We start from the raw sequence: 25,431 nt of genomic DNA, 5'->3' as shown, positions 1-25,431 counted from the left end.
CTGACTCACCCGTGCCGAGCGGCAGCTTCGCGTGCTATGGCACTGCGCATTCCGTCGGCAAGCATCGTCTTGAGACGGACGGCCACTGCCTCGCGCCATGCGGTCGATGTGGCCAGCGCGCCCGGGAAGAGGCCGGGCAAGGCGAGCAGGCCCTCGACGACCGCGCTTGGGTCGCGCCCGCAGCCCGCGAGGGCCGATCGGATCTCCGCTTCGCGCGGGTCGCGCAGCACATAGCTCTCGCCCTTCTCCGTCTCGCCGAGCGTGTAACGCATCCAGGCGGCCGCCGCGAAGGCGTAGGCATCCATCGGGAGGCCGCGCTCGAGCGCGATGCGTGCCGGCTCGATCAGCCGTTGCGGCAGCTTTTGCGTACCGTCCATCGCGATCTGCCACGTCTCATGCGCGATGGCCGGATTGGCAAATCGATCGCGGAGTTCGTCCGCGTAGCGGCCTGGGTCAACACCGGGAACGGGGTCGAGCGTCCGCGCCGCCTCGCTCATGTGGCGCGCGACGAGCCGCGCGAGATCGGCATCGCCCATGACGTCGCGCACATATTTGTGACCGGCGATGAAGCCGGCATAGGCGAGCATGGAATGCGCACCGTTGAGCATGCGCAGCTTCATCATCTCGTAGGACGTCACATCCTCCACGAACACCGCGCCCCCGGCCTCCCAAGGCGGGCGGCCGGCAACGAATCGGTCCTCGATGATCCATTGCGAGAAGGGCTCGGTCTCGACCGCCGCGCGGTCCTCGCATCCGGTCAGCACCCGCGCATCGGCGAAGGTCCCGTCGGTGCTGGCCGGCGTGATGCGATCGACCATGGTCGAGGGGAAGCTGACGGCGCTCTCTATGTGAGGGACGATCTCCGGGTCCCTCAGGGCAGCGAATTCAAGCACCAGCCGGCGCAACACCTTGCCGTTCGACGGAAGGTTGTCGCAGCAAAGCACGGTGAACGGAGGACGGCCGAGCACTTGCCGTGCGTGAAGTGCAGCAACCAGGAAGCCCAGGGCGCTTCGGGTATTGTCGGGGTCCGCGAGGTCTGCCGCCACGGCGGGATGGCTCGGGTCGAGCCCGCCGGTTTTCGGATCGAGCCCGTAGCCCTTTTCCGTGACCGTCAGGCTGACGATCCTGGTCTGGGGTGATGCGAGCGCGACGAGCACATGTGGCTGGTCCACGGGCGCGACCAGAACTCCTGCAATGCTGGCGATCACACGCGCCGAGACGCCTTGGGGGCCGCGTTCCAGCAGGGTGTAGAGCCCTTTCTGCGGGTTGAGCGCCTGCGCCGCGTCGGGCGAACGCAGGCTGATACCTGTGATCATCCAGTCGCCGCCCGTCTCCTGCAGCGCATCGTCGGTATAGACGGCCTGATGCGCCTTGTGGAATGCGCCCACGCCGATATGCACGATGCCGCTGGCCCGATTGCGGCCGTAGGAAGGCCGCCGGACATTTTTGGACACGGCCGAAAGATATTTGAGGCGTGCAGTCACAGGCCGATCTCCGGGTGGCTGAACGCGGCCATCACGCCACGCAGCTCGGCAAGTCCTTTCAGTCGGCCGATCGCCGGATAGCCCGGCTGCGCACCGCGCTTCAGGTCGTCGAGGATGTCCTGCCCATGATCGGGCCGCATCGGGATCCGGGCGTCGGAACGCCCCTCTTCGCGGCGGCGGCGCTCTTCTTCCAGAAGGGCCGCGACGACGGCCACCATATCCGTGTCGCCCGCGAGGTGCTCAGCCTCGTGGAAGGAGCACGGCACCTCGTCGGTGTCGCGCTTCACGTTCCGCAGATGCACGAAATGGATGCGCGGCGCGAGCTTCCTGACCATGTCGGGCAAGTCGTTGTCGGGCCGGGCGCCGAGCGAGCCCGTGCACAGGGTCGCACCGTTGGCCGGCAGGTCGACCGCCTCGAGCACATGACGATAGTCGTCGAGACCGGACATGATGCGCGGCAGGCCGAGCAGCGGGAAAGGCGGATCGTCGGGATGGCAGCAGAGCCGCAGGCCGAGTCTTTCCGCCGTCGGGGCGACCTCGGCCAGGAAATCGACGAGATGGCTCCGGAGCTTCTGCGGACCGATCCCGGAATAGGTCGCGAGGTGGACCGACAGTCCGTCGAGGGACCAATGCTCCTGCGCGCCCGGCAGGCCGGCGGTGACATTGGCCGCGAGTTGATTGCGCCGGTCGTCGACCATCGCTCTGAAACGACGCGCGGCCTCAGCGACGACGGCTTCAGGGAAATCCTCGGCCGCGCCTTTGCGCCGCAAAATGTGGATATCGAAGGCGGCGAAATCGACGAGGTCGAAGCGCATCGCGGTTCCGCCATGCGCCACCCGCCAGGCGAGATCGGTGCGCGTCCAGTCCAGCACCGGCATGAAGTTATAGCAGACGACGGATATGCCGGCCTGCGCCAGGTTCTCGAGGCTGCGGCGGTAATGGACGAGGTGGGCGCGCCACGCGCCCGTCTGGGTCTTGATCGCCTCCGAGACCGGCAGGCTTTCGACCACTTCCCATTTGAGATGGGTTATCGAGCCGTCGGGATGGAAGGCCACTTCGCGCTGTCGGCTGGCAATCTCCTCCGGGCGCCAGGTCTCGCCGGTCGGCACATGATGGAGCGCCGTGACGATCCCTTCCGCGCCAGCCTGGCGCGCATCGGCCAGGTTGACCTTGTCGTGGGGCCCGAACCACCGCCATGTCTGCCGCATGAGACCTCCATCGCCATACCAGTATTCGAGTTTGACGTGAGGTGGTCAAGGCTGTGAGCCTTCTGTGTGCAGGAGCACGGCCGCCCACCCTCCTGACAACATGCTGGCAGCAGGCTGTGCTAGACCGGCGACACCGAATCCCCTTTGCAAGACGACCACAGATGCAGGCAGAAACGACCGCGTCCCCGCTCCTCAAGGAAATCTTCAACCGCGAGCGGCTTCGCCACATCGCGACCGAGACCGCGGCCGTCTGCCCCGGTTTCGACAAGGATCGCTTCCTTATCCTGGCCACAGAGAACCTCGACGCGCTCGGCATCATGCAGCGGCTGCGCCAGGTCGCGACCAGCCTGCACCAGACCCTGCCCGGCGGTTTTCCGGAGAACGTCGAGGTGCTTCATGCTCTGGCGCCCCGCATCGGCCACGGCTTCGCATCGATCGCCCTGCCCGAATATGTCGCCCTTTACGGCAAGGCGCATTTCGACCTCTCGATGGAGTCGCTTCGTTTCCTGACGCGCTTCGGTTCGTCCGAATTCGCGATCCGGCCTTTCCTCGCGCGCGATCTCCGGCGCGCGCTTGATGTCATGGAGACATGGGCCCGCGACGACAATGAGCATGTCAGGCGCCTCGCCAGCGAGGGCTGCCGGCCAAGATTGCCATGGTCCTTCCAGATCAAGGAGCTGGTCGCCGACCCCTCACCGGTCGCGACCATCCTGGAGACGCTGAAAAGCGATCCCAGCCCCTATGTCCGCAAGTCGGTCGCCAATCATCTCAACGACATCACCAAGGACAGCCCGGCCTGGGTTCTGGAGCGCCTCGATACTTGGCCGATGGATGACGCCCGCACGGCCTGGATCGTCAAACATGCGCTGCGCACGCTGATCAAGAAGGGCGATCCGCGAGCCCTCGGTCTGATCGGAGCCGGCGACAAGCCCGAGGTGCGGATCGACGACTTTGCGGTCGCACCGGCCGCGATAACGCTCGGCCAGCGTATCCGCATGGACGCCCGCCTGGTGTCGATATCAGATGCGCCGCAGCGGCTCGTCGTCGACTACGCCGTCCGCTATGTCAGGAAAGGCGGCTCGCCGTCGCGCAAGGTCTTCAAGCTCAAGACGGTCGACCTTGCTCCGCGAGCCGCCTGCGATCTGGCCGTAGGCCAGACGATCCGCGACTTCACCACCCGCAAGCACTATCCCGGGCGCCATCTCGTCGAACTCTTGGTGAATGGAGAGGTTCTCGCCGAAAGCGGCTTCGATCTCGCGATCTGATGCCGGGGGAGAATCCCCGTGCTTTTCATGGTCCCCGTCGCTCGATGATCCATGTGGCCGCCGCAGCAAGGTCGTCGACCACGGCTGTCGGGGGCGGATCGAAGCGCGTCTCGTCGCCGGGCTGGTATTTGCCGCTGCGCACCAGCAGCGCGGTTGCGAGCCCGGCGCGCAATGCTCCGGCGACATCCGCTTCGGCATCGTCGCCGACCATGGCGGCCGTTTCAGGTTCACAGCCCATATCGGCCAGAGCCGCAAGGAAGAAATCCACCGAGGGCTTGCCGAGCACCGTCGCATGCCGTCCGGTGGCGAACTCGAGCGCGGTGACGAATGGTCCGGCATCGAGGCTCAGGCGGCCGTCGCCATCCCTGAAGGTCCGGTTGGCGGCCAGCGCCAGGAAATCCGCTCCGTCGTCCAGGAGCCGGAACGCTTCGTTGAGGGCGGAATAGGTGAAGGCTTCTCCCGCGTCTCCGATGACGACGGCCGGCTGCCCGCCTCGCGGCAGGTCCCGAAACTCGGGCTCCAGGCCGGGATGGATCAGGAGGTGCGGGCTTCGCCGGTGACGCAGAAGCCAGTCGCGCGCGGCGGCCGCCGGCGCGAACACTTCATCCGTGCCGATATCGAGGCCCATGGCATGGAGCTTGGCCACGATGGCCGGCTTGGCCAACCGGGTGGTGTTGCTGACAAAACGAAGCGGCAGGCAGGCGTCGCGCAGTGCGGCCACCGCCTCGATCCCACCCGCTATCGGCTTCTCGCCGTCATAGACGACGCCCGCGAGATCGAGAAGCACGCCGCGCATCATGGTCGGAGAATGGCCGACCTCGAACCGGTCGACAATTCACAATCGCGGCGACGGCCGGGCGCCTTCAGACGTAGCGGTTGACGACGTTCTCCAGGAGTTCCTGGCGGCCGGACTTCGGCTTCGGCTCGATCTCCTTCTTCACCACCCTGTCGGCGATCTCCTCGAGCGTGCGCTTGCCGGCCAGCATCGCTTTCGCCTCGGCCGATTTCCATCCGGCGTAGCGCTCCTCCAGCGGCCCGGACAGGGCCTTGTCCTCGAGCATCCCGGCAGCCGCCTTGAGGCCCCGCGCGCAGCAATCCATGCCGCCGATATGGGCGATGAGGAGGTCCTCCGGGTCGAGCGACTGCCGGCGGAGCTTGGCGTCGAAATTGGTTCCGCCAGTCTTGAAGCCGCCACCCGCCAGCACCTGATAATAGGCGAGCGCCATTTCGGGCACATTGTTCGGGAACTGGTCGGTATCCCAGCCCGACTGGTAGTCGTTGCGGTTCATGTCGATCGAGCCGAAGATCCCCAGCGCATTGGCCAGGGCAAGTTCATGCTCGAAGGAGTGGCCGGCAAGGATCGCATGTCCCTGCTCGATATTGACCTTCACCTCCTTCTCCAGCCCGTAGCGCTTGAGGAAGCCGTAGACGGTGGCGACGTCGTAGTCGTATTGGTGCTTGGTCGGCTCCTGCGGCTTGGGCTCGATCAGGATCGTGCCCTTGAAGCCGATCTTGTGCTTGTAGTCGACGACCAGCGACAGGAAGCGGCCGAGCTGGTCGAGTTCGCGTCCCATGTCGGTGTTGAGCAGCGTCTCGTAACCTTCGCGGCCACCCCACAGCACATAGTTCTCGCCCTTCAGCCGCTTCGTGACGTCGATGCATTTCTTCACCGTGGCGGCGGCGTAGGCGAAGACATCCGGGTCCGGATTGGTGGCGGCACCCGCCATGTAGCGACGGTTGGAGAAGAGGTTGGCGGTGCCCCACAGGAGCTTGACACCTGTTTTCTTCATCTTTGCTTCGAAGACGTCGGCGATCTCGTCGAGCCGTGCGGCACTTTCCGCGAAGGTGGCGGCCTCGGGCCGGACATCCGCATCGTGGAAACAGAAATAGGGAACGCCGAGCAGCGAGAACATCTCGAAGGCCACCTCGGCCTTCTGTCTGGCATCCTCCATCGTGTCGCCGAACCAGGGCCGTTCGAAGGTCTGGCTGCCGAAGGGATCGCCGCCCGGCCAGGTGAAGGAGTGCCAGTAGGCGACGGCGAAGCGCAGATGGTCTTCCATCCGCTTGCCCATCACGACCTCGTCCTTGTCGTAGAAGCGGTAGGCAAGCGGATTCTTCGATTCCGGCCCCTCATATGCGATCGGCTTGATGTCGCCGAAGAATCCGGTGCTCACGATGTCACTCCTCTGATGGCGGGATAGGAGGCGCGGTAGCGCCGATAGGCTTCGTCATAGGCGGCGGTCAGCCCAAGGTCGGGCTCGATCGTCGCGGCAGTGTCGGGCGGCGAGCAGACGGCGAGCGGATCGGCTCCTTGGTCTGCAATCAGCCCCAGGCGCGCCGCTCCGAAGGCCGCGCCGAAATCGCCGTCGGCGGGTATGTCCACCGGTAGGCCCAGCGCCGTGGCGATCGCCTTCAGCCAGTAGCGCGAGCGCGAGCCGCCGCCGATCGCAGTGACGCGAGAGAGGTCGGAGCCGGCGGCGCGAAGCGCTTCCAGGCTGTCGCGGAAGGCGAAGGCGACGCCTTCGAGAACGGCCTGGGTGAGCGCGGCGCGGCCCGACTCATGCCCGAGCCCGGTGAAGGCCCCGCGGATGACGGCGTCGTTGTGGGGCGTGCGTTCGCCCGAGAGATAGGGCAGGAAGGTGATGCCGGTCGGCGCCCTGAGAATTGGACCGAGCTCGTCGGTCAGCTCGGCCGCGCCCGCGCCGGTGATATCCGAAAGCCAGTTGAGGGCGTCGGTCGCCGACAGGATGACCCCCATCTGGTGCCACGCACCGGGAAGGGCGTGGCAGAAGGTATGGACCGCGCTTTCCGGGTTCGGCAGGTAGCTGGCATTGGCGGCGAACAGCACTCCCGACGTGCCGATCGAGACGAAGGCCGCGCCCGGTGTCACGGTGCCCATGCCGCAGGCCGACGCCGCATTGTCGCCGGCTCCGCCGGCCACCGTCACCGCGCCGCCCATACCCCAGCGCGCGGCAAGCGCGCCGCGCAGTGTGCCGGCAGGCTCCGTGCCCTCGACGAGCGCGGGCATGCGGCTCTCGTCCATCCCCGTCGCTTCGAGCAGCTCCGGCGCCCAGGCGCGGCCTGCAACGTTCAGCCACGAGGTGCCGGCCGAATCGGACATTTCCGAGATCGTCTCGCCGGTCAGCCAGAGCCTGAGATAGTCCTTCGGCAGCAGCACCTTGCGCACCGCTGCGAAGATCCCGGGCTCGTTGTTCCTCACCCAGACGAGTTTGGGCGCGGTGAAGCCGGGAAAGACGATATTGCCGGTGACGGCGCGGAATCGCGGGTCGGCGTCCAGAGCCCCCGCCTCGGCATGGCTGCGCGTATCGTTCCACAGGATGCAGGGGCGCAGCACACAATCGCCGTCGCCGAGCAGGGTCGCGCCGTGCATCTGGCCGGAAAGGCCGATGCCGCGCACCGCCGCCAATGCGGCGGGATACCCCACCTTGAGCTCGCCGACGGCGGCCTCGGTCGCCGCAATCCAGTCGGCGGGGTCCTGCTCCGACCAGCCGGAATGCGGCCGGGATACGTCGAGGTCGCCATTGGCGGAGCCGACCACCTTCTGGTCGGCGTCGATCAGCAGCGCCTTGACGCCAGACGTGCCGAGGTCGAGCCCGAGATACATGTCGCTCCTCCCGGTCAGGGCACCCGACCGCACGGCGCGGCGAGCCCTTCTGCCGATGTTTCCTCCGGACCGAAGCAGAATATGAAAACGGGGCACGATGCAACCGTCTGGCTGGCCCTATGGCATATTTTTTTCGCGACTCGCAATAAATCGGCGTCGGAGCGACCGCAATGCGGTTTGAAGGCCGCTGCCGGCCATGAGAAGAGCCCCGGTGCCAGGGCACTCTTCCTCGACAGGACGTCAGGCGGAGCGGAGGGCGGGGGTCTGCGCCCTTACGTGACCTCGGCCGGCCGCGCCGCGCGCTTCATGAACAGCTGCGAAAGCGGGCTGTCCGGTCGGGCGGCGAGACGCTCCGCGGCAAGCGCCGCGGCGAGCGCGGCATTGCCTGCACGGAATGCGGCCTCGATCAGCGTGAGGTCGATGACGTCGCGCTGCGCATGGCTGCCGCCGAAGCGATGCGCGATGGAGCGGATCGGCCGCAGCAGCCCTACGGTCTGGGCGAAGTCGCCCTCGCCGAAAGCTTTGATCGCCAGGGTGAGCGGATGACCGACGTCGCGCGTGAAGCCGGCATTGTCGCCACCCGCCTCCATCGCGGCGCGCTGGGCGTCGAGAAGCGCGCCGGCCAGGTCCGCCCGGCCCGCGCCGACGAAGGCCATCATGGCATGGGCGTCGTTGAAGGCGTAGTTGGCCGACATAGCCTTGGGCGCCCAGTTCTCGGCGAGCGGCGTCCAGCGGCCGCCGACGTCGACACCGCCGAGATGGAGCCGCCACAGGATCGCGGAGGCGTCCACCATGTTGAGCACCACCGAAGACCGCGTGCCGAAGATCGGCCCGTCATAGAGCGCCAGCACCTCGGCGATCTCGCCAAGATCGTAGTGGAACAGCGCCAGATGCCACCAGTTATGCACCTGCAGGAAGCTCTCCTTCGCCCAGGCGTCCGGATTGGCGCGCATCCAGGCGATGCCGTCCCGCTGCCGGCTCTGCATCTCCATGACATGGGCGACGGCATGCTGGGCCCAGCCGTCGCGTGGTTCGATCTCGACGGCCCTGCGGCCCAGCGCCTCGGCGCGTCCGTAGTCGCCCATCTCCTCGAAGCCGAAGGCCTGCATGCCGAGCATGGCGTGATAGCCGGGCATGGCCTCGTCCCAGGCCGGCAGCGCACGTGCCAGGCGGTCGCGCAGCATGCGCGCATTGCCGGTGAAGAAGTCGATCTGGTGGCCGGCCTGCAAGGCGAGCGCGTCGCGCGGTGCCTCGATCGTCAGATCCTCGAGAATGCCTCCGGCTGCATGCCAGCGTCCTTGCGCCAGATGCCCGAGCGCCTCGACATGGGTGCGCTCGCGCGCCGTGCCGCCGAGCCCGCTCGCGGCAGCGAAACAATCGGCCGCGACCGCCGTCGCCTCGCGCTCCGTGGCGAGGCCGAACAGATAGCCCTTGAACACATGCGCCATGACGAAACCGGGCGCAGCCGCGATCGCCGCATCGATCGAGCCGACCGGATCGCCGACGAAGCACTGCAACTCGTGCACGGCCTTCTGATAGAAGGCGGCCCCGGCATCGGTGGCGCCCGATATCGGCAGGCCGAGACTGTCCCTGATCGTCATGTCGCGCTCCTTGAGCCGCTGGGTCGGCCCCGCTCCTGTCGGCCTCATAGGTAGCGCAGATGCGCTCGGGAGGCCAAGGCTAGCCGAGTCCTGTATCGGAGCGACCGCGCGATGGCCGAAGGACGAAATTTCCGTGCCGACGCTTCGAAAGACGCGGTCCGCTCAGTTGCCGGAGCGCGCCACCGCCGTGGCGACGCCGGCACCCACCAGCAGCGTGCCGCCGGTGCGGTTGAAGATGCGGATCGCCCGAGGGCTCCGCACCAGCCGGCCAGCCCGCGAGGCGACAAGCGCATAACCGAAGGCATTGGCGAAGGCGAGCGTCAGGAAGGTTGTCTCGAAGACGATCATCTGCGTCAGGAAATCGGCGTGGCGATCGATGAACTGCGGCAGGAACGCCACGAAGAAGGTGATGCTCTTGGGGTTGAGCGCTGTAATCAGCCATGCATGGGCCATCATCTTCAGGGGCGGCGTGGCATCCCTGCGCGGCGTCGCGTCGAGCGTGCCGCCCGCCCGGAACAGCTTGACGCCGAGATAGATCAGATAGGCCGCGCCGATCCATTTGAGCAGGGTGAACACGGTTGCGGAGGCCATCAGAAGAGCCCCGATGCCGAGCATCGACAGGGTCATGGCGGTGAAATCGCCGAGCGCCACGCCGACGGCCATCGGCAGTGCCGTGCGCCAGCCCTGGCCGAGCGCATAGGAGACGACGAGCAGGATCGTCGGCCCCGGTATGACGAGAAGGACTGCGGAAGCGGCAACGAAGGCAGCCCAGGTTTCGATGGTCATGGAACACTCCTCTCTGAAAGAAGAGGATAAATCTCTCGTCCGCGGCCGATGTAAAGAGCCAATTTTTTTTCAAGCCGATCCGGCCCGTCAGGCCCTGCTGCCCTCGAGATAGGCCTGTGCGATCGCTCGCATTCGCTCCAGGGAAAAGCTCTCACCGTGGCCACCGTGAACGACGCTCGCGGGCAATTCGAGGACGCGCATCATGGTCCGCCGATAGGCGTCGCGGTCGGAATCAGGCAGATCGTCGATCAGCATCTCGTCATAGATCGCATCGCCGCTGAAGAAGGTGCCGTCCACCTCGTCGAAGAGCGCGATCGAATCGGGCGAATGGCCCGGCAGATGGAGGACGGTGAAGCAGCGGTCACCGAGGTCGATCCGGTCGCCTTCACCGAGCGCGAGCGTAAGCGGCGCCGGCCTGATCGCGTAGTCCGCCGCGCGCCAGCCCTCGGCGGGCAGCAGCGTCACGGGATCTGCCATTTCGACGAACATGTCGGCATAGGTCGACGCATCAGGCATCGTCGCGAAGGCCTCCGCCGACAGGCGCGGACCGGCCCGCTCGGCGAATTCGTGGAAGGAGCCGACATGATCGAGATGGATATGGGTGGCGAAAGCCAGCAGCGGCTTGCCCGGAGTCAGGTCCAGCGCCGGCACCAGGCTGGCAAGACCCATTCCTGTGTCGATGACCAGATCCCGGTCACGACCGCGCAGATGGTAGATATTTGCCCGCAGGAAGCCATGCACGAAGGGCTCCGTGAGCATGTCGAGACTTGGCGCCAGCCGGCGCCTGGCGAACCACTCGCCTTCCTTCGCGACACGCATATTTGTCTCCCCGGCCATCGCCACGCCGGATTTGCACTGCGGTTCAGCCTTTATCAACCATATTTCGGCAGGATTTCCGGCAGCTGTAACATGGAATCAGTCGCGTGCCGCGTAACTCGTCTCCTCGCAGTAACCATATTCCGTCATCGGAAGATCATCCGCAGCCCAATCGCCGAACGGCATTGCTCGGCCTCGGCGCTCTGTCGCTCACCGGCCTCGCAGCCTGTACCAGGACGCTGGACATGCCGTCGCTCCAGCTCGACGACATCACGACCGGCACGATCCGGCCAAAGATCAGCGTCGACCGGCAGGTGACGAGCCCCGACCTGATGTATGCCTCGGCCACGGATGATGGTTTCCAGCTTCCGGCCATCCCCTATGCGAAGGTCGATCCGAAGTTCAGGCGCCAGATCGTGGTCGACCCGACCGGCGAGGCGCCGGGAACCATCGTGGTGCGGCTCCAGGAACGTTTCCTCTATTTCGTGCAGCCGGGCGGCGACGCGCTCCGCTATGGCGTCGGCATCGGCCGCGACGGCTTCCTCTGGTCGGGGCGCGCCAACATCCAGTACGGCAAGAAATGGCCGCGCTGGACGCCGCCGTCCGAGATGATCGCGCGCAAGCCCGAGCTCGAGAAGTGGCGCGGCGGCCAGCCGGGCGGCCTCGACAACCCGCTCGGCGCCCGCGCGCTCTATATCTTCAAGGACGGCCAGGACACCGGATACCGCGTGCATGGTTCGCCGGAATGGTGGACGATCGGCCAAGCCATGTCGTCCGGCTGCGTTCGTATGATCAACCAGGACGTCATCGACCTCTACAATCGCGTCAACGGCAAAACGCCAATTGTAGTTGCGTGAGCGAATAGCGAGTAGGGGGAAAAAGGAAGGGGCTCCGACCTTCGGAACCCAGTAGGTCCATCCCTATTCGCTATTGGCTACTCGCTATTCGCTTCCTTCCCGTCACGAAAGGAAGAAGGTATCCTTCTCACTCATCCGACGGGAGGATCGACATGGCCGGGACATTCGTGATCGCGCAGGGGGGCGGCCCGACGGCCGTGATCAACCGGACGCTGGCCGGCGCCGTCGCCGAGATCCGGAAGCAGCATCCCGGCGCGAGGATACTGGGCGCTCGCCATGGAGTGCGCGGCATTCGTGACGGCAACTATGTCGATTTCGCCGATGTCTCGTCCGAACGGCTCGGCCTGATCGCGGCGACGCCGAGCGCGGCTCTCGGCTCGACGCGCGACAAGCCGGACGCCGCCTATTGCGAGGTGGTGCTGAAGGGGTTGCAGGCGCTCGGCGCCGACGCCTTCATCTATATCGGCGGCAACGACACGGCCGGCACGCAGCAGATCCTGGCCGATGCGGCAGGCGGCAAGATCGCCTTCGTCCATGCGCCGAAGACTATCGACAACGATCTTGTCGAGAACGACCACACCCCTGGCTTCATTTCCGCCGGCGAATTCGTTGCCGGCGCCTTCCTGAGCGTCGATCTCGACTTCCGCGCTTTGCCCGGCATCTATGTCGGCATCGTCATGGGCCGGCACGCCGGCTTCCTGACCGCTGCGGCCGCCGCGTGGCGGGACGAGGAGGGCGACGGCCCGCATCTGCTCTATGTGCCCGAGCGCCCCTTCTCCGTGCCGCGCTTCATCGACGACGTGCGGGCAACTCTCGGCCGCCACGGGCGCTGCATCGTGGCCGTCTCGGAAGGGGTGACGTCGGAGGACGGGCGTTCGCTGGTGGAGAGCCTCGTCCCCGAGGATCGGTTGGAACGCGACGCCCACGGCAACGTCAAGCTCTCCGGCGGCGACCTCGGCCTCGCCTTCGAGCATGCGCTGCGCGACGGCTTGCCCGGAACACGCGCGCGGGTCGATACGCTTGGCTATATGCCGCGCGGCAACATCGCCACGATCAACCCGACCGATGCGCAGGAAGCGTTCGACGCCGGCGCTTTCGCTGCCGACGCTGCGACAAGGGGCAGCGGTTCCGTCGCCCTGCGGCATGAAGGCGGCAAGACCGTTCCGCGGCTGGTTCCGCTCGGCAATGTCGCCGGCAAGACGCGGCATATGCCGGAGAATTTCATGAAGCCCGACGTCAACGACATATCGAGCGCCGGCATGGCCTATCTCGAGCGGCTCATCCCGCGGAAATACAAGGTCGGCAGGCCGTTCGTATAGGGTATCGGACCCGAAAGCGGGCTCCGGCTTGCAGATAACTCCGACGCTAACAAATGGTTGGAGCGCGCCCTGTCCATCTCGACACAAAGGACGTTCCAGCACCCTGATCGACGCATCGCGCTTCCCCGAAGATCGTGTTCGATTTTCGCTTGTGCGGCTGGAGCGATGCGGGCACCTCAATTGGCAGGGGCCGGCTCTGGAGCCGGCCCCTGGCCAGTGTCACAAGTCGTGTCCAGCCTACTGGAAGAGCTTCATCACGCCCTGGACTCCGGCATTGGCGATCGACAGCGCCTGGATGCCGAGCTGCTGCTGCACCTGGAGAGCCTGCAGGCGGGTGGATTCCTCGTTCATGTCGGCATCGACAAGCGTGCCGACGCCACGCTCGATCGCGTCCATCAGGTCTGAGGCGAAGTCGAGCTGCATCGCGATCCGGCTCTTGGCGGCACCGAGATCGCTGGCGGCCGAGGCCATGTCCTGTAGGGCGCCGTCAACCGTGAGGATCAGTTCGTCGAGATCGGCGAGATCGTTGGCCGAGTTGGTGAGCGCCGAGATGTCGAGCGTCGAGACCGAATAGACGACGCCGCCGTTGGTCGTCGTGCTCTGGGTGTCAAGAATGCCGGACTGGTCGTTGGCATCGAAGAGCTTGAGCCCGTCGATATCGATCTGCAGCGTTCCGATCGTCACCGTTCCACTGGCGCCGCGGGTGAAGGAGGCGACGATCTGCTTGACGGTCGTGTAGCCGGCGGCAGAGGAGTCCACCGACAGCCAGTTCTCGCCCGAGAAGCTCGCCGATCCGCCGATGCCGATCAGCTGCTGCTGAAGTTGCGTGATTTCCGACTGGACCTTGGACTTGTCGACGCCGGGCTCGCGCGCCGCCACCAGCTTGGCCTTGATCTCGTCGACCACGTCGATTGCGGAATCCATCGCGGTGTAGGCGGTATCGACTTTCGCCGCGCCGAGGCCGAGCGCGTCGCGCACGGTCGACAGCGCCTTGTTGTCCGAGCGCATGGTGGTTGCGATCGACCAATAGGCCGCGTTGTCGCTGGCTTCAGCGACGCGGTAGCCCGTCGATATCCTGTTCTGTGTCGCCTCGAGCGCGCGGTTCGTCGCCTGGAGGCTGGCAAGAGCCGTCATTGCAGACGGGTTGGTCATGATACTCGTCATGGCACATATACCTTATACTGAAATCCGGCCCGGAGGGGTCGGTACGAAACTGGACGGAACTCGGTTGCCGACGACATCAGCTTTGGCAACGAGAGTTATGGTAAACGAGCGTGGTTAACGGAAGGTATCGCGTCGCCGATCCGACCCACGGGCCGCGAGAAATCGTGAGCACGGCTTGGACGATCCCGTGCGAGCACCGGACGCTTCGGCGTGGCCCATGAATGGGATCGGTCGTTCGAAGGCACCGCCGGACGTCGGAGCGCAGGAGCGTATCCGGAAGGTTCGCTGGGCCCTTCGATCAGCCTGCAGGCCTTGATTTGCGGCGTGCCTTTTCCCCGCAATCGCTTTCGGGAGACATGTTCTGACTAGCCCTCCAGTTCCAGGAACGGCACCCCGAGCAGATCCTCCCGAACGTCGATGCCGAGGCCCGGCCCGTCCGGAAGCCCCATGCGGTTGCGCTCGACCGGCGGCCTATTCGACGCGGTGCGCACCGTCACCCACTCGTGGAAAGCGATCGCATGGAGGCGGCGTTCCTCCGGCGTCGAGAGCGACAGATGCGCCATGGCGGCGGTGTCGATCTCGGCGCCGCCGGTGTCCTCCACGGTGATCATGAAACCGAGATCGACGGCGAGGTCGCGGATCTGCCGCGTCTTCGTCACCCCGCCCAGGCGCGAGATCTTCAGCGTCAGCCCGTCGGCCGCGCCCTTGCGGTGGATGTCGAGCATGTCGCCCAGCGAGGCGACGGATTCGTCGAGCACCATCGGCTTGTCGAGCATGCGCCGCACCGACAGGCATTCCTCGATGGTGGTACAGGGCTGCTCGAACACATAGTCGATGTCACGCGTGGCGTCGGCGAACTGCCGTGCCTGGAAGGGCGTCCAGCCGGCATTGGCGTCGCAGAACAGCACCGTGCCCTTGGGGACCGCCCCCGCAACGGCATGCACACGATCGATATCGCCGCGGACGTCGCCGCCGACCTTGACCTGCAGCCGGCGGAAACCCTCGGCGACGATGCGGGCCGCAGTTGCCGCCATCGCGTCCACCTCGCCATGGGTCACCACTTTGTAAAGCTCCGCCCTCTCCCCTTCCCTTCCGCCCAGCAGCGTCACCAACGGCACGCCGGCCGCACGGGCGGCGAGATCGGAACAAGCCATATCGAGCGCCGACTTGACATAGGGGTGCCCCTTGAAAACCGTATCCATGAGCCGGCCCACGCTGCCGAGTGCCCTGGGATCCTGCCCTAGGAGATGCGGAGCGATTTCCGTCACGCCGGCCCGCGCGCCCGAAGCGAAGGCGGGCGAATAGAAATTGCCGAGCGGCGCCATCTCGCCCCAGCCGGTCAGGCCGCTGTCCGAGATCATGGCAACGATGACAGCGTCGAAAGCGTCGGCGCTTCGCCCCTTCGACATGTTGTAGGCGCCGCCGACAAAGGGCTGCAGGACGCGAAAGGCCTTGATCGTCTTGATCTTCATCAACTCCATCCTCCGCTGCCCGGCCCACGAGCCGGCAAGCTGGTTCGCTACCTGGTGTCGCCGCGCAATTCGAGCGAGCGGGCGTAGCCGAGCAGTTCCTCGAAATCCCAGTCGATATGTTCCAGGGCGTGACGGCGCGCCGCATCCATGTCGTCGCCCTTGAGCAGGCGGACATAATCCTCATGCAGGTGGGCTGCAGGCACCGCCTCTCCTCGGGCCCGCTGATGCAGGGCGAAATACATCTGCAGCCTGCCGGCCAGCCGCCGCCACGTGTCGAGCAGGAGCGAATGGTCGGCCCATTCATAGATGAGCCCATGCAGGCTGAGCGCGGCCTCGATCTGGCTGGTGAGGTCAACCGCGGCGATCGCCTGTTTTACGCTGTCGTGTCGGCGGTCGAGCTCAGAGCGGAAAAGCGCGTTCCTGCGCGGCCACGCGGTCTCGATGGCGAAGGCTTCGAGCACGCGATGCAGCGAATAGGCCTCCTCGACATCCCGCGCCGTGACGTCGATGACGAAGGTTCCGGCATAGGGTATGCCGGTCAGCAGCCCTTCCTGCACCAGTTCCCTCACCGCCTCTCGCAACGGCGCGCGGCTGACGCGCATCTCTCCGGCGATGCGCAGCTCGTTGACCTTCTGCCCGGGCTGCAACTGGCCGGTCAGGATCGCGCGCCTCAGGAGCGCGACGATTTCTGCGCGGCGGGTCGTATCGGCGATCGGGTCGAATAAGACGGTCTGGGACATAAGCGAGGCCGGAAGGAATGTTTGCTAGATTGTCGACAATTCGTCAAACTTGCAAGGAGATTTGCTGATGGCCGACACCGTCTCGGAAAAATTCGTCGGAGCAGGGTTCGAACCCCGTCACTTTCCGGTGGAACAAAGGCCATGGCCTGCTGAACGACTGGCCTGGAAAGGCTAATGCCGGGAAGGCGGCGCTGGACGGCGCGGGCAAGCTCTCATGTGCGGAGCCTTTTCAAGGACGGCGATCATGGCACGCAAGGCACTTCTAGAAGGCATCGTCAAATGGGTCCAGCGGGACCAGCGGCGGGAACTGTTCGATGAATTCACAACGCAGCACATCGAGAATGCCTGCGACGAAATGGGCATCGAGCCCGAGGATCTGATCGACTGTCTCGCACCGGTCGAATTCTCGAAGTTGTGGAATTGCGTTTTCGAGGACCTGATCGCAGCCGAAATCGGCGGTTCGAATCTCGCCGACGATTACCTGAAGCGGCGTGGCTGGAAGGACAGCGCCGCTGCGCGCACCCTGATCCGAGCGCTTCGCCAATCCGTGATGAGCCTTTACGAGGTCACCGGCATCCGGGTCGGAGAGGGTTTCTTCCTGCGCGACCTCGTGCGGGGCGGCGAGCCCGTCTGGGTCCATGAGAAGGCAGGAACGCACAACGCGAAGGAGCTCGACATTTTCGCCACGCGGCTCATCGCCATCAACGGCCGGACCGAAATCGGCGGCGTGACGCTCATCTTCGAAAGGAGCCGGATCGGCGCCGTCACCGACGATCTCCGCAGTCTCGCCAATGCCACCCCGGAGCAGTTGGAGACTGCCTTCATCCAACGCGCCAGGGAAGCGGGCGAGCCGATCGACGAAGAGATGCGGGAAGCCTTCGACGTCCTCAAGCACGGCAAGGCCGCGATGAGCGCCGACGAAGTGCTCGGCCGCTGCGCCTTCATCTTCACCGAGCACTGGCTTTGCCAGGCGCTGGAAAAGAAGCTGGGACGGAACCGCAAATCGGCGGAGCAAGCATCTACCAAAACCATGCCGACACCGGCCAACACACAGACGGAGCAGCAGGAAGAGGAGGCTCAGTACGACCTCTTCGGCGCGGTCGAGCCCAGGAAGCAGGCCGGCGGAAAACGAAAGTAGCCGCCCCTACGCGGCCAATCCACCCGAGCGAATCTTCCCTCCGACCCAGACGGCGGCGATATTGGCGCGCGTCGCGTTGAGCAGGATCTTCTCGAAGATATCGACGGGCCCGTCGAGGTCCGGCCAGATCACGACATTCGAACCTGCCGCCTTCACGTCGATCGCCAGCGCGTCGAACTCGTAGCCGGGCGCAAAGACGCCGATCGGCAGGCCGAGCGCCTCGCCACCGCCCGCCGTCGCCAACCAGAACGCTTCGGCCGTGGTGATGCGTGATCCGGCGACGCCGCGCTCCTCGCGCGGCAGCGCGGCGTCGACGCCGCTCGCCAGCGCTCGCGCTGCAACCATGGAAAGACGCGCGCTGTCGAGGAGCGACGGCGAATAGCCGCCGGAAACATCCGTGCCGAGCCCGACATGCAGCCCCTTGTCGAGGGCGGCCCGCAGTGGAAATACCGCATCGGCGAAATAGACGTTCGACAGCGGACAATGCGCCACGCCCGACCCGGCCTGCTTGATCGTCTCCATGTCTGACGGCGAGATGAAATTCGAGTGGGCGAGTATGGTGCGTTCCGTCATCAGCCCGAAGCCCGCGAGCACCTCGGCGTCGGTCTTGCCGAACCGCTCGAGCACGTAGCCATGCGCCCAGTCGCTTTCGCTGCAATGGGTCTGGACATGGCAACCCGTCTCGCCGGCGAGACGGCCGAGCCCGTCGAGCAGCGCGTCGCTGCAGCTCGGCACAAAACGCGGTGTGATGACGGGAAGGACATCAGGTTCTCCATCGCGCTGCATTGCCGCCAGCCTGTCGATGAAGCTCTTGGTATCGGCGACCGCCGAGGACGCGTCGACGTCGCGATAATAGTCGGGACACTCGGCCGCGTTGTCCATCGCCACCTTGCCGACCAGTGCGCGCTGGCCGCGCTCCAGGCAGATTTCGGCCAGTGCCAGATTGGCCTCCAGATGGATCGTGCCGAAATAGACCGCCGTGGTCGTGCCGTTGGCCAACAGGTTCTCGACCAGGGACGAATAGATCTCGCGCGCAAAGCCGGTGTCGGCGAAACGAGCCTCGAGCGGGAAGGTGTAGGTCTGCAGCCATTCCTCAAGCGGACGGTCGAGAGCCTTGGCAAGTTGCGCCCATTGCGGCGCATGGATGTGCAGGTCGACCATGCCGGGGATCAGGTACTGCCCGTCAACCAGGGCCACCAGCGTTCCGTTTGCTTCGGCCGCGCGCCGGGCCGCAGTGTGATCGGGGCTCTGGGCATGCATGACGTCGACGATCCTGCCGTCCTCGTCGATACGGATCAGGCAGTCTTCGAGAATTTCCAGCCTGCCGCGTTCCGGCACATGGAAAGCGTTGCAGGCGATTGTGCAGGCGATGTCTTCCATTCGCTCCCCGCTGGTCCGGCCGGTTGTGATGCACCGGCTTCATTGTCGTGGTTCTTGCCGTCAGGCCGCGCGAGCCGGTCCCGCGGGAAAGACGCCGGACATCACGCTGAAGCCGGGCACGCGCTTCACCCGGTCCATCCACCGCCGGATCGCGGGATAGTCCTGCCGCGACACCCCGCCCTCCTCCGAAAGCGCAATGTAGGGGAAGCAGGCGATGTCGGCGATGGTCGGATAGGGCGCGCTGCAGATCCAATCGCGACCTTCCTGCTCGCCGAACCACAGATGCTCGTCGAGGATGCGGAACAGCCTGTGAGCGCCGGCCCGGACGGCGTCGATGTCGAAATCGTAGAACATACCGTCATGGAGGCGCGCCGCCGAGGCGGTCGCGGTGACGCCGTCGGCGAAAGCAAGCCACTGGCCGATCTCGCCGAGCAGGGCCGGATTGTCCCTGGGGTACCACCGTCCGCTCGGATCGTATTTCGAGGCGAGATAGACCAGGATCGCCTGGGCGTCGCGCAGGATCAGACCGTCGTCGTCGATGACGGGAAGCTGGCCGAGCGGATTGAGCTTAAGGAACCAGTCCGACTTGTGTTCCCGCCCGGGATAGAAGTCGACCGGCACGGTCTTGTAATCGACACCGAGCATGCTCATCAGCAATCGAAGCTTGTAGCAATTGCCGGACAGTTCGTAGTCGTAGAGCGTGATCATCGGCCGGCTCCTAAAGATCGAGGACGAGGCGGGCCGATTTGGCGCGCGACACGCAGGTCATGATCTTGGTGCCGGACTTCTTCTCGGCATCGTTGAGATAGACATCCTGATGGTCCGGCTCGCCTTCGATGACCGTCGCGAGGCAGGTGCCGCAGGCGCCCTGCTCGCAGGAGGACGGCATGTCGACGCCGGCCTCGCGCATCACCTCGAGGATGGTCTTTCCCGCAGGCACCTTGAGCGTCACACAGGAGCGGGCCAACGCTACCTCGAAGCTCGAACTGTCGTCGATCTTGTTGGTGTTCTTGAAGTACTCGAAATGCACTGCGGTTTCCGGCCAGCCCAGTTCGGCGGCTATGCGGCGCGCCGCCTGAAGCATCGGCCCGGGACCGCAGAGATAAAGATGCATGTCGGGGCGGCACGTCGCGAGGATTTCGCGCAGCTTCACACCGGTCTCGTCTGGCGACAGACCCAGATGCGGCTTCAGCGCGTCGCCCAGTTCCTTCGTTCTTTCGGGAAAGGCAAGCTGCGCCTCGTCCTGCGCGAAATAGTGCAGGTCGTAGGCCAGGTTCTGGTTCTTGAGCGTCTGGGCCATTGCGAGGAGTGGCGTGATGCCGATGCCGCCGGCAACGAAGATGGTCTCGACTGCGTCACGGCGCAGCGGAAAATTGTTGCGCGGCTCCGAGATCGCCAGCACGTCGCCCGCCCGCACCGTCTCGTGCATGCAGGTTGAGCCGCCCGTCGAGTCGCGCTCCAGCTTGACGCCGATGACGTAGGTGCCGCTCTCTCCCGGACCGTTGATGATCGAATACTGGCGGATCAGGCCGTTGGGCATATGCACGTCGATGTGGGCGCCGGGCTGGAAGGTCGGCAGCAGCCCCTTGATCGGCCGCAGTTCGAAGCCGGCGATGCCGTCGGCCGCCCGCCACTTTCTTGCGACCTCGACGCGGATCGTCGCCTTGCGGCCATGCGCGGTCGCCTCCGGCATCTCGGCAAGTTCCGGCGAAACGCGCTCGATCACCGGTTCGAGCGGCGCTGGCGCGGGAGCCGCTGCCGCCTCGCGTTCGACCGCCTCACGCAGTTTGGACAGCAGCTCGTTGTGATGGCGCAGGACCGCGATGCGCTCCCTGTCCTGCGGCTGGCCGTCGAGCACGCCGCGGATCACCGAGCGGTTGGAATCGACCGGCTGGACGAAGAAGACCAAGAGCGTGCTGGCGTGCCCCTCGGTCGCGCGCAGCGCCACCGAAAACGCATTCGATGCCTCGACGGAAACATCCGCAGCGGCGCCGTCGATCCGCCCGCTCGGTTGGAAGCGGTAGCCTCTCAGCTTTGCCGCTACGACGTCGGCCGGCGCGTTGACCGGGATGCCGCGCAACGTCAACAGATTGCCTTCGGCGAGACCAGGCACATTTGGCACCTCGCCCTGCGGCTCTTCGGCCGACCAGACGAGACCGTAGCGCTCGACTGCGGCGAAGGTGCGGTTGGTGATGGTGCGGGCCGGCGCGTCGGCTGGGTGTGCCGGAATATAGGTGCAGCCGGCGGTGCGGTTCGAGTATCGCCAGCCATGGTACTGGCACTTGAGCTCGCGGCCGTCATTGATTCCGATCGACAAACGCACGCCACGATGCAGGCAGCGGTTCTCCCAGACATTGATATAGCCGTCATCGGCACGCCAGACGGCGAACTCGCGGCCGAGCAGCTGGGCGTGGAAGACATGGCGAAAATGCAGGTCATAGGCCGCTGCGATGGGATGCCATCTTGTCTTGGCGGTATCGAGCATCTCTATCTCCAGAATTCCCGTGTCGGTCAGGTGGCGGCAGGGATGACCCCGTACGTCACGCCCTTCTGACTGAGCCAGCGGCGGTAGGCGATGGCCGACTTGTCGGCGCGGATCGGCGTTTCGGCGCGCGGATCAAGCGGCAGCCGCTTCGGGAACTGGTTCTCCAGGATCGGCTTGTCCTGCCCGAAAATCGTCTGCTGGAAGCGCTTGATCACCTTGTCCTCACTGCTGTCGTCGAGTACGCACAGCATCATGTGCGCGCGGATGTGCTCCTGGTCCACCGGTTGCAGGAACACGGCGATGACATCCAGGCGACTTTCATCCACCGGACTGGATTTGTAGAGCACCGAGCAATAGGGGTGCGGCACGCGGTAGATGTAGTCGACATCCGCCCCCCCTTGCGAGGCAGTCGAGGCCATCGGCTGGAAGAAGCGGCAACGCGTCGCCAGGATCTCGTCCCGATCCACGGAAATCTCGACGTCGTATTCCTTGACTTCCGTATGCGGCTCGGCGCCGAGGATGTCCGTATGGACATAGGGGAAATGTCCCATGTCCAGAAAGTTCTCGATCGCACGCGGCGCGGAGACATGGACGCCAACCGTCGCGGCATTGAGCTTGCGGCGATCGGCTTCCTCGAATTCGGGGATCGGGAAAAGATCGGCCGGGGGATTGCCGAGAGACGTCCACACATAGCCGTAGGCGATCTTGACCGGCAGCGTGTTGCCGAGCGTGCCGACCTCGACCGGAGTGCCGGCGGGCAGATCGCGCAGTGACCGCCAGACGTCGGCCTTGCCGTCGCGATTCGCGGCATAGCTAACGGGCTCCTCGAGCAGCACCGTATCGGAAACGACACCCGGCGGCACTTCCGCCAATGCGGCCAGCGGATGCCAAAGGTCGAGGATTACCTGATCCTTGCATCTCGTTTGGGTCATTCTTTCTTCCTTCCTGGATGGCGCCGCTGCCATGCGTCATCTCCGCGCCGGGATCGCGCCATAGGTGACTGATCGGTCGCGCAGCCAGCGCCGGTAATAGATCGAGACGGCGTCGGCGCGGATCGGGGTCTCGGCGCGTGGATCCAGTGGCAGGCGCTTGGGCATCTGGTTCTCCAGGATCGGCTTGTCCTGCGCGAAGATCAGTTGCATGAAGCCGCGCACCGTCGCCGCATCCATCCCATCCTTCAGATAGCAAAGATAGGGGTGCGCTATGCAGTGCTCCTCGTCGACCGGTTGGACGAAAAGCACGATGACGTCCTTGCGCGTCGGATGAAGCGGGTTGGTCTTGTACAGTGCCACCGTGTAGGGCCGGATCACCTTGTACACATAGTCGACCATCATCCCGCCCTTGGCCGTGGGAGAGGCGACCGGCTGGTAGAATCTGCATTCGGTCGCAAGCACCTCGTCTGCGGCGGTGATCTCGACATTGTAGGGCGGAACTTCGGTATGCGGTTCCTCGCCGAGCCAGCCCGTGTGGATGAAGGGAAAGTGTCCCATGTCGAGGAAATTCTCGACGGCGCGCAACCCCGAAACCTTGACCGCGATCGACCCGCCGGTGACGAGATAGCGGTCAGCCTCCTCGGCCTCGGGCACGAAGACGATGTCGCGCTCCGGTTTTCCGAGACAGGCCCAGATGAAGCCGTAGCGCACGGCTCGGTTGACCGGCCTGCCGGTGTCTTTGCGGACCACTTCCGTGTGATGGCTGTCGCGGCAATCGATGGTGAGGTCCACACCAAGAAGGCGCGTTTCGAATGGGATCGCTGACGAAAGATTGGCGCGATCCGCGACAACGTGCCAATCATTGAGAAGAACTCTGTCACGACAAGGGGCAGCTTTGCTCATCGCACCCTCCCGGCTGGCACTTCCCTATGAACCCAGCTCTTTGGGACGAGCATTCGGCGCGCTGGATTGGATATCAATCCACTTTTTTTTGAAAGTCCTTCCTGTTTATCTTGATTGTCGGATGGCCGGTATTGTCCTCCAATCGTGCTGCGACTTAACATATCGTCCAATGTCGAAATGGACCAGTTTCAGGCTCTGGCGTCAGGCGTCGTCGAACTCGTCGGCGTGGAGGAAACCCCGCATTGAGTAGCCGATCGAAGGTCGTTGCCGATATTCTGACGCGTGCCATCATCGAGCACCGTCTTGTGCCCGGCTGCAAGCTCGGCGAGCGCGAACTTGCCGAGATCTTCGACGTCAGCCGCATAGTCATTCGCCAGGCGCTGATACGCATTGCCGAAGACGGGCTCGTCCAGATGGAGCGCAATCGCGGCGCGTTCGTGGCCAAGCCGGGCATCCAGGAGGCCCTGGAGATCTATGATGCTCTGACGCTGGTCGAACAGGGTGTTGCCGCCCAGCTCAGCGATCGCCTCGGGCCTGCCGGCTGGGCCGAACTGCGCCAACATGTCGAACGCCAGCGCCAGGCGGTTGCGGCCGGCAACAATCCCCTTGCCGACGTGCTCGGCCAGGAGTTCCACACTGTTTTCGTGCGCCTCAGCCGCAACAAGGTGATGCAGGAGATCCATGCGCAGCTGTTGCGCCGCACCACGTTGCTGCGTTCGCTGATCACCGCCGATTTCGATTACTGCAACCTGCTCGACGACCACGCACGAGTGATCGATCTGCTGGAAAAGGGCCGGCTGAAACAGGCGATGGAGCTGATCGAATCGCATCATCGCACCGTCGTGCGCGGCTACATCATGGACCGGCAGGTGTTTCCGGAACTGACGCCGCGCGAGGCGCTCGGACCATATCTCGAGGGCAGGACCGCCGAACTGCCGAAGCCGGCACCAGGCAAGAAGACGGGAGATAACGACGGGGCATCGGTGCACAGCCATGTCCATGCCTCCAAATAGACCCGGCGGCACAAGCCGGGCGCCATCCGCATGAACCAACAGAGGGTTACCGCCATGCTCAATCTGACCAGACGACAATTCCTGCAATATTCGGGCGCCGCGGGCGCGGCCTTTGGCACCAGCGGGCTCGCCGGCATCGCACGTGCCCAGGAGCCGCTCAAGATCGGCGTCGTCTACGTCTCGCCCATCGCCGAGATCGGCTGGACGAAGCAGCACAGCCTCGGCATCGAGGCGATCAAGGAGGAATTCGGCGACAAGGTGACCATTACGGCCATCGACAACATCTTCATGCCCCAGGATGCCGAGCGCGTGTTCCGCGAACTCGCCGCCTCCGGCAACCAGCTGATCTTCGGCACGAGCTTCTCGCACGGTACGCCGATGCAGAAGGTCGCGCCCCGCTTCCCAAAGGTCGCCTTCGAGCACTGCTCGGGCATCGTCCACCTCGCCAATCTCGGCACGTTCGAAGCCAAGTATTACGAAGGGACGTTCGTCGCCGGCGCGGCCGGCGGCCATATGACCAAATCCGGCAAGATCGGCTTCATCGGCGGCTTCCCGATACCCGACATCGTGGGACCGGCGAATGCGCTGCTGCTCGGCGCGCAGAGCGTCAAGCCGGAGATCACCTGCAACACCATCTTCCTCAACTCCTGGTTCGATCCGGGCAAGGAGAAGGAAGCGGCCAACACGCTCCTCTCGCAGGGCTGCGACGTCATCTGTTCGATGACCGATACCGCGACCGGCGTGCAGGTGGCCGGCGAAGGCGGCGCTTGGTCGGTCGGCTATGCCAGCGACATGGCCAAGTTCGGTTCGGGCAAGCAGCTCACCGCCTTCACGCTTGACTGGTCGAGCGACTATCTGCGCGCTGCCAGGGGAGTGGCCGAGGGCACCTGGAAGCCCGAGGTGCATTGGGACGGTCTTGCCGGCGGGGTGGTCAAGATGGCGCCCTACAACGAGGCGATCCCGGCCGACGTCCAGGCCAGGCTCAAGCAGCTCGAAGCCGATATCGGGTCCGGCAAGGTCCATCCCTATGCCGGCGAGCTGAAGGACCAGGACGGCAACGTCAAGGTGGCCGCAGGCTCGGTGCTCTCGGATCCCGACATCCGCGGCATGAACTGGTTCGTCAAGGGAATGATCGGCAAGCTCGGCTGAAGCCCCTGCGGCAACCGACGCCATCGGGGTGGGCTTTCCGCCTCGGTGGTTGCAGGCTGCGCTCCGTCCAACCTCGCATGTGCCATGGCAGGAC

At 65.1% G+C, this 25,431-nt stretch carries 22 protein-coding genes; 6 read left to right on the top strand and 16 right to left on the bottom strand.

All coding sequences use genetic code 11. The features are described from left to right. Window positions 1-5 precede the first annotated feature (5 nt). Both JN302_RS13000 and uxuA read right to left on the bottom strand, forming a co-directional pair. Entirely contained in the window at window positions 6-1,484 is a 1,479-nt protein-coding gene (locus JN302_RS13000) for a mannitol dehydrogenase family protein (protein WP_202333150.1), read from the bottom strand. Then, window positions 1,481-2,692 (bottom strand): mannonate dehydratase, encoded by a 1,212-nt coding sequence (gene uxuA / locus JN302_RS12995; protein ID WP_202333149.1) that lies wholly within the window; start codon window positions 2,690-2,692, stop codon window positions 1,481-1,483. Before uxuA ends, JN302_RS13000 begins: the two co-directional genes overlap by 4 nt. Before the next feature lie 161 nt (window positions 2,693-2,853). Between uxuA and JN302_RS12990 the strand changes: the two genes are divergently transcribed. Beyond that, window positions 2,854-3,957: a DNA alkylation repair protein gene (locus JN302_RS12990; protein ID WP_202312663.1), complete on the top strand. Its 1,104-nt coding sequence runs from the start codon at window positions 2,854-2,856 to the stop codon at window positions 3,955-3,957. A 25-nt stretch (window positions 3,958-3,982) separates the two neighbouring features. Here the strand turns inward: JN302_RS12990 and JN302_RS12985 are convergent, their stop codons facing one another. The 6 genes from JN302_RS12985 to JN302_RS12960 all read right to left on the bottom strand — a co-directional run bounded on the left by JN302_RS12985 (window position 3,983) and on the right by JN302_RS12960 (window position 10,788). Further along, complete coding sequence (locus tag JN302_RS12985) at window positions 3,983-4,753, bottom strand: TIGR01458 family HAD-type hydrolase (RefSeq protein WP_244846644.1); 771 nt, start codon at window positions 4,751-4,753, stop codon at window positions 3,983-3,985. 67 nt (window positions 4,754-4,820) lie between these two features. Continuing rightward, a complete protein-coding gene (gene xylA / locus JN302_RS12980) occupies window positions 4,821-6,131 on the bottom strand; it encodes a xylose isomerase (RefSeq protein WP_202333147.1) in 1,311 nt (436 codons plus the stop codon). Next, on the bottom strand, window positions 6,128-7,582 hold the full coding sequence (xylB, locus tag JN302_RS12975) for a xylulokinase (RefSeq protein WP_202333146.1): 1,455 nt from the start codon (window positions 7,580-7,582) through the stop codon (window positions 6,128-6,130). The genes xylA and xylB overlap by 4 nt, the downstream gene beginning before the upstream one ends. A gap of 272 nt (window positions 7,583-7,854) precedes the next feature. Further along, a complete protein-coding gene (locus JN302_RS12970) occupies window positions 7,855-9,183 on the bottom strand; it encodes a tetratricopeptide repeat protein (RefSeq protein WP_202333145.1) in 1,329 nt (442 codons plus the stop codon). Window positions 9,184-9,345: 162 nt separating this feature from the next. Then, window positions 9,346-9,969 carry a LysE family translocator gene (locus tag JN302_RS12965; RefSeq protein ID WP_202312653.1) on the bottom strand — a complete coding sequence of 208 codons (624 nt, stop codon included), beginning with the start codon at window positions 9,967-9,969 and terminating at the stop codon, window positions 9,346-9,348. Window positions 9,970-10,056: 87 nt separating this feature from the next. Next, on the bottom strand, window positions 10,057-10,788 hold the full coding sequence (locus JN302_RS12960) for an MBL fold metallo-hydrolase (RefSeq protein WP_202333144.1): 732 nt from the start codon (window positions 10,786-10,788) through the stop codon (window positions 10,057-10,059). A gap of 137 nt (window positions 10,789-10,925) precedes the next feature. Between JN302_RS12960 and JN302_RS12955 the strand changes: the two genes are divergently transcribed. Together JN302_RS12955 and JN302_RS12950 are read left to right on the top strand one after the other, a co-directional pair. Next, window positions 10,926-11,642: a L,D-transpeptidase gene (locus JN302_RS12955; protein WP_244846642.1), complete on the top strand. Its 717-nt coding sequence runs from the start codon at window positions 10,926-10,928 to the stop codon at window positions 11,640-11,642. Between the two features lie 152 nt (window positions 11,643-11,794). After that, complete coding sequence (locus JN302_RS12950; RefSeq protein ID WP_202333142.1) at window positions 11,795-12,961, top strand: diphosphate--fructose-6-phosphate 1-phosphotransferase; 1,167 nt, start codon at window positions 11,795-11,797, stop codon at window positions 12,959-12,961. Between the two features lie 237 nt (window positions 12,962-13,198). Here JN302_RS12950 and JN302_RS12945 read toward each other — a convergent pair whose 3' ends face one another. The 3 genes from JN302_RS12945 to JN302_RS12935 form a co-directional block, all read right to left on the bottom strand. Beyond that, a complete protein-coding gene (locus tag JN302_RS12945) occupies window positions 13,199-14,125 on the bottom strand; it encodes a flagellin N-terminal helical domain-containing protein (protein WP_202333141.1) in 927 nt (308 codons plus the stop codon). Between the two features lie 365 nt (window positions 14,126-14,490). Continuing rightward, entirely contained in the window at window positions 14,491-15,597 is a 1,107-nt protein-coding gene (locus tag JN302_RS12940) for a mandelate racemase/muconate lactonizing enzyme family protein (RefSeq protein ID WP_202333140.1), read from the bottom strand. A 47-nt stretch (window positions 15,598-15,644) separates the two neighbouring features. After that, on the bottom strand, window positions 15,645-16,337 hold the full coding sequence (locus tag JN302_RS12935; protein WP_202333139.1) for a GntR family transcriptional regulator: 693 nt from the start codon (window positions 16,335-16,337) through the stop codon (window positions 15,645-15,647). Window positions 16,338-16,581: 244 nt separating this feature from the next. Here JN302_RS12935 and JN302_RS12930 point away from each other — a divergent pair, with 244 nt between their 5' ends. Beyond that, complete coding sequence (locus JN302_RS12930) at window positions 16,582-17,475, top strand: hypothetical protein (RefSeq protein WP_202333138.1); 894 nt, start codon at window positions 16,582-16,584, stop codon at window positions 17,473-17,475. Window positions 17,476-17,481: 6 nt separating this feature from the next. Here JN302_RS12930 and guaD read toward each other — a convergent pair whose 3' ends face one another. From guaD to JN302_RS12905, 5 genes are read right to left on the bottom strand one after another with little or no spacing between them, the layout of a single operon-like run. Then, entirely contained in the window at window positions 17,482-18,855 is a 1,374-nt protein-coding gene (gene guaD / locus JN302_RS12925) for a guanine deaminase (RefSeq protein WP_202333137.1), read from the bottom strand. Between the two features lie 60 nt (window positions 18,856-18,915). Then, complete coding sequence (locus tag JN302_RS12920; RefSeq protein WP_202312634.1) at window positions 18,916-19,563, bottom strand: glutathione S-transferase family protein; 648 nt, start codon at window positions 19,561-19,563, stop codon at window positions 18,916-18,918. A gap of 10 nt (window positions 19,564-19,573) precedes the next feature. Continuing rightward, a complete protein-coding gene (locus JN302_RS12915) occupies window positions 19,574-21,340 on the bottom strand; it encodes a Rieske 2Fe-2S domain-containing protein (RefSeq protein ID WP_202333136.1) in 1,767 nt (588 codons plus the stop codon). A gap of 26 nt (window positions 21,341-21,366) precedes the next feature. Continuing rightward, window positions 21,367-22,272 carry an aromatic ring-hydroxylating oxygenase subunit alpha gene (locus JN302_RS12910; RefSeq protein WP_202312630.1) on the bottom strand — a complete coding sequence of 302 codons (906 nt, stop codon included), beginning with the start codon at window positions 22,270-22,272 and terminating at the stop codon, window positions 21,367-21,369. A gap of 36 nt (window positions 22,273-22,308) precedes the next feature. Then, window positions 22,309-23,175, bottom strand: a complete 867-nt coding sequence (locus JN302_RS12905; RefSeq protein WP_202312628.1) for an aromatic ring-hydroxylating oxygenase subunit alpha — start codon at window positions 23,173-23,175, stop codon at window positions 22,309-22,311. 242 nt (window positions 23,176-23,417) lie between these two features. Here JN302_RS12905 and JN302_RS12900 point away from each other — a divergent pair, with 242 nt between their 5' ends. Continuing rightward, window positions 23,418-24,188 carry a GntR family transcriptional regulator gene (locus tag JN302_RS12900; RefSeq protein WP_202312627.1) on the top strand — a complete coding sequence of 257 codons (771 nt, stop codon included), beginning with the start codon at window positions 23,418-23,420 and terminating at the stop codon, window positions 24,186-24,188. 54 nt (window positions 24,189-24,242) lie between these two features. Next, entirely contained in the window at window positions 24,243-25,337 is a 1,095-nt protein-coding gene (locus JN302_RS12895) for a BMP family ABC transporter substrate-binding protein (protein WP_202314730.1), read from the top strand. Window positions 25,338-25,431 lie beyond the last annotated feature (94 nt).

Origin of the sequence: Mesorhizobium sp. L-8-3 (assembly GCF_016756615.1) — a bacterium.
Lineage (GTDB): Bacteria > Pseudomonadota > Alphaproteobacteria > Rhizobiales > Rhizobiaceae.
Note: the sequence above shows the minus strand (reverse complement) of the source record. Positions and strands in the feature narration are given on the sequence as shown.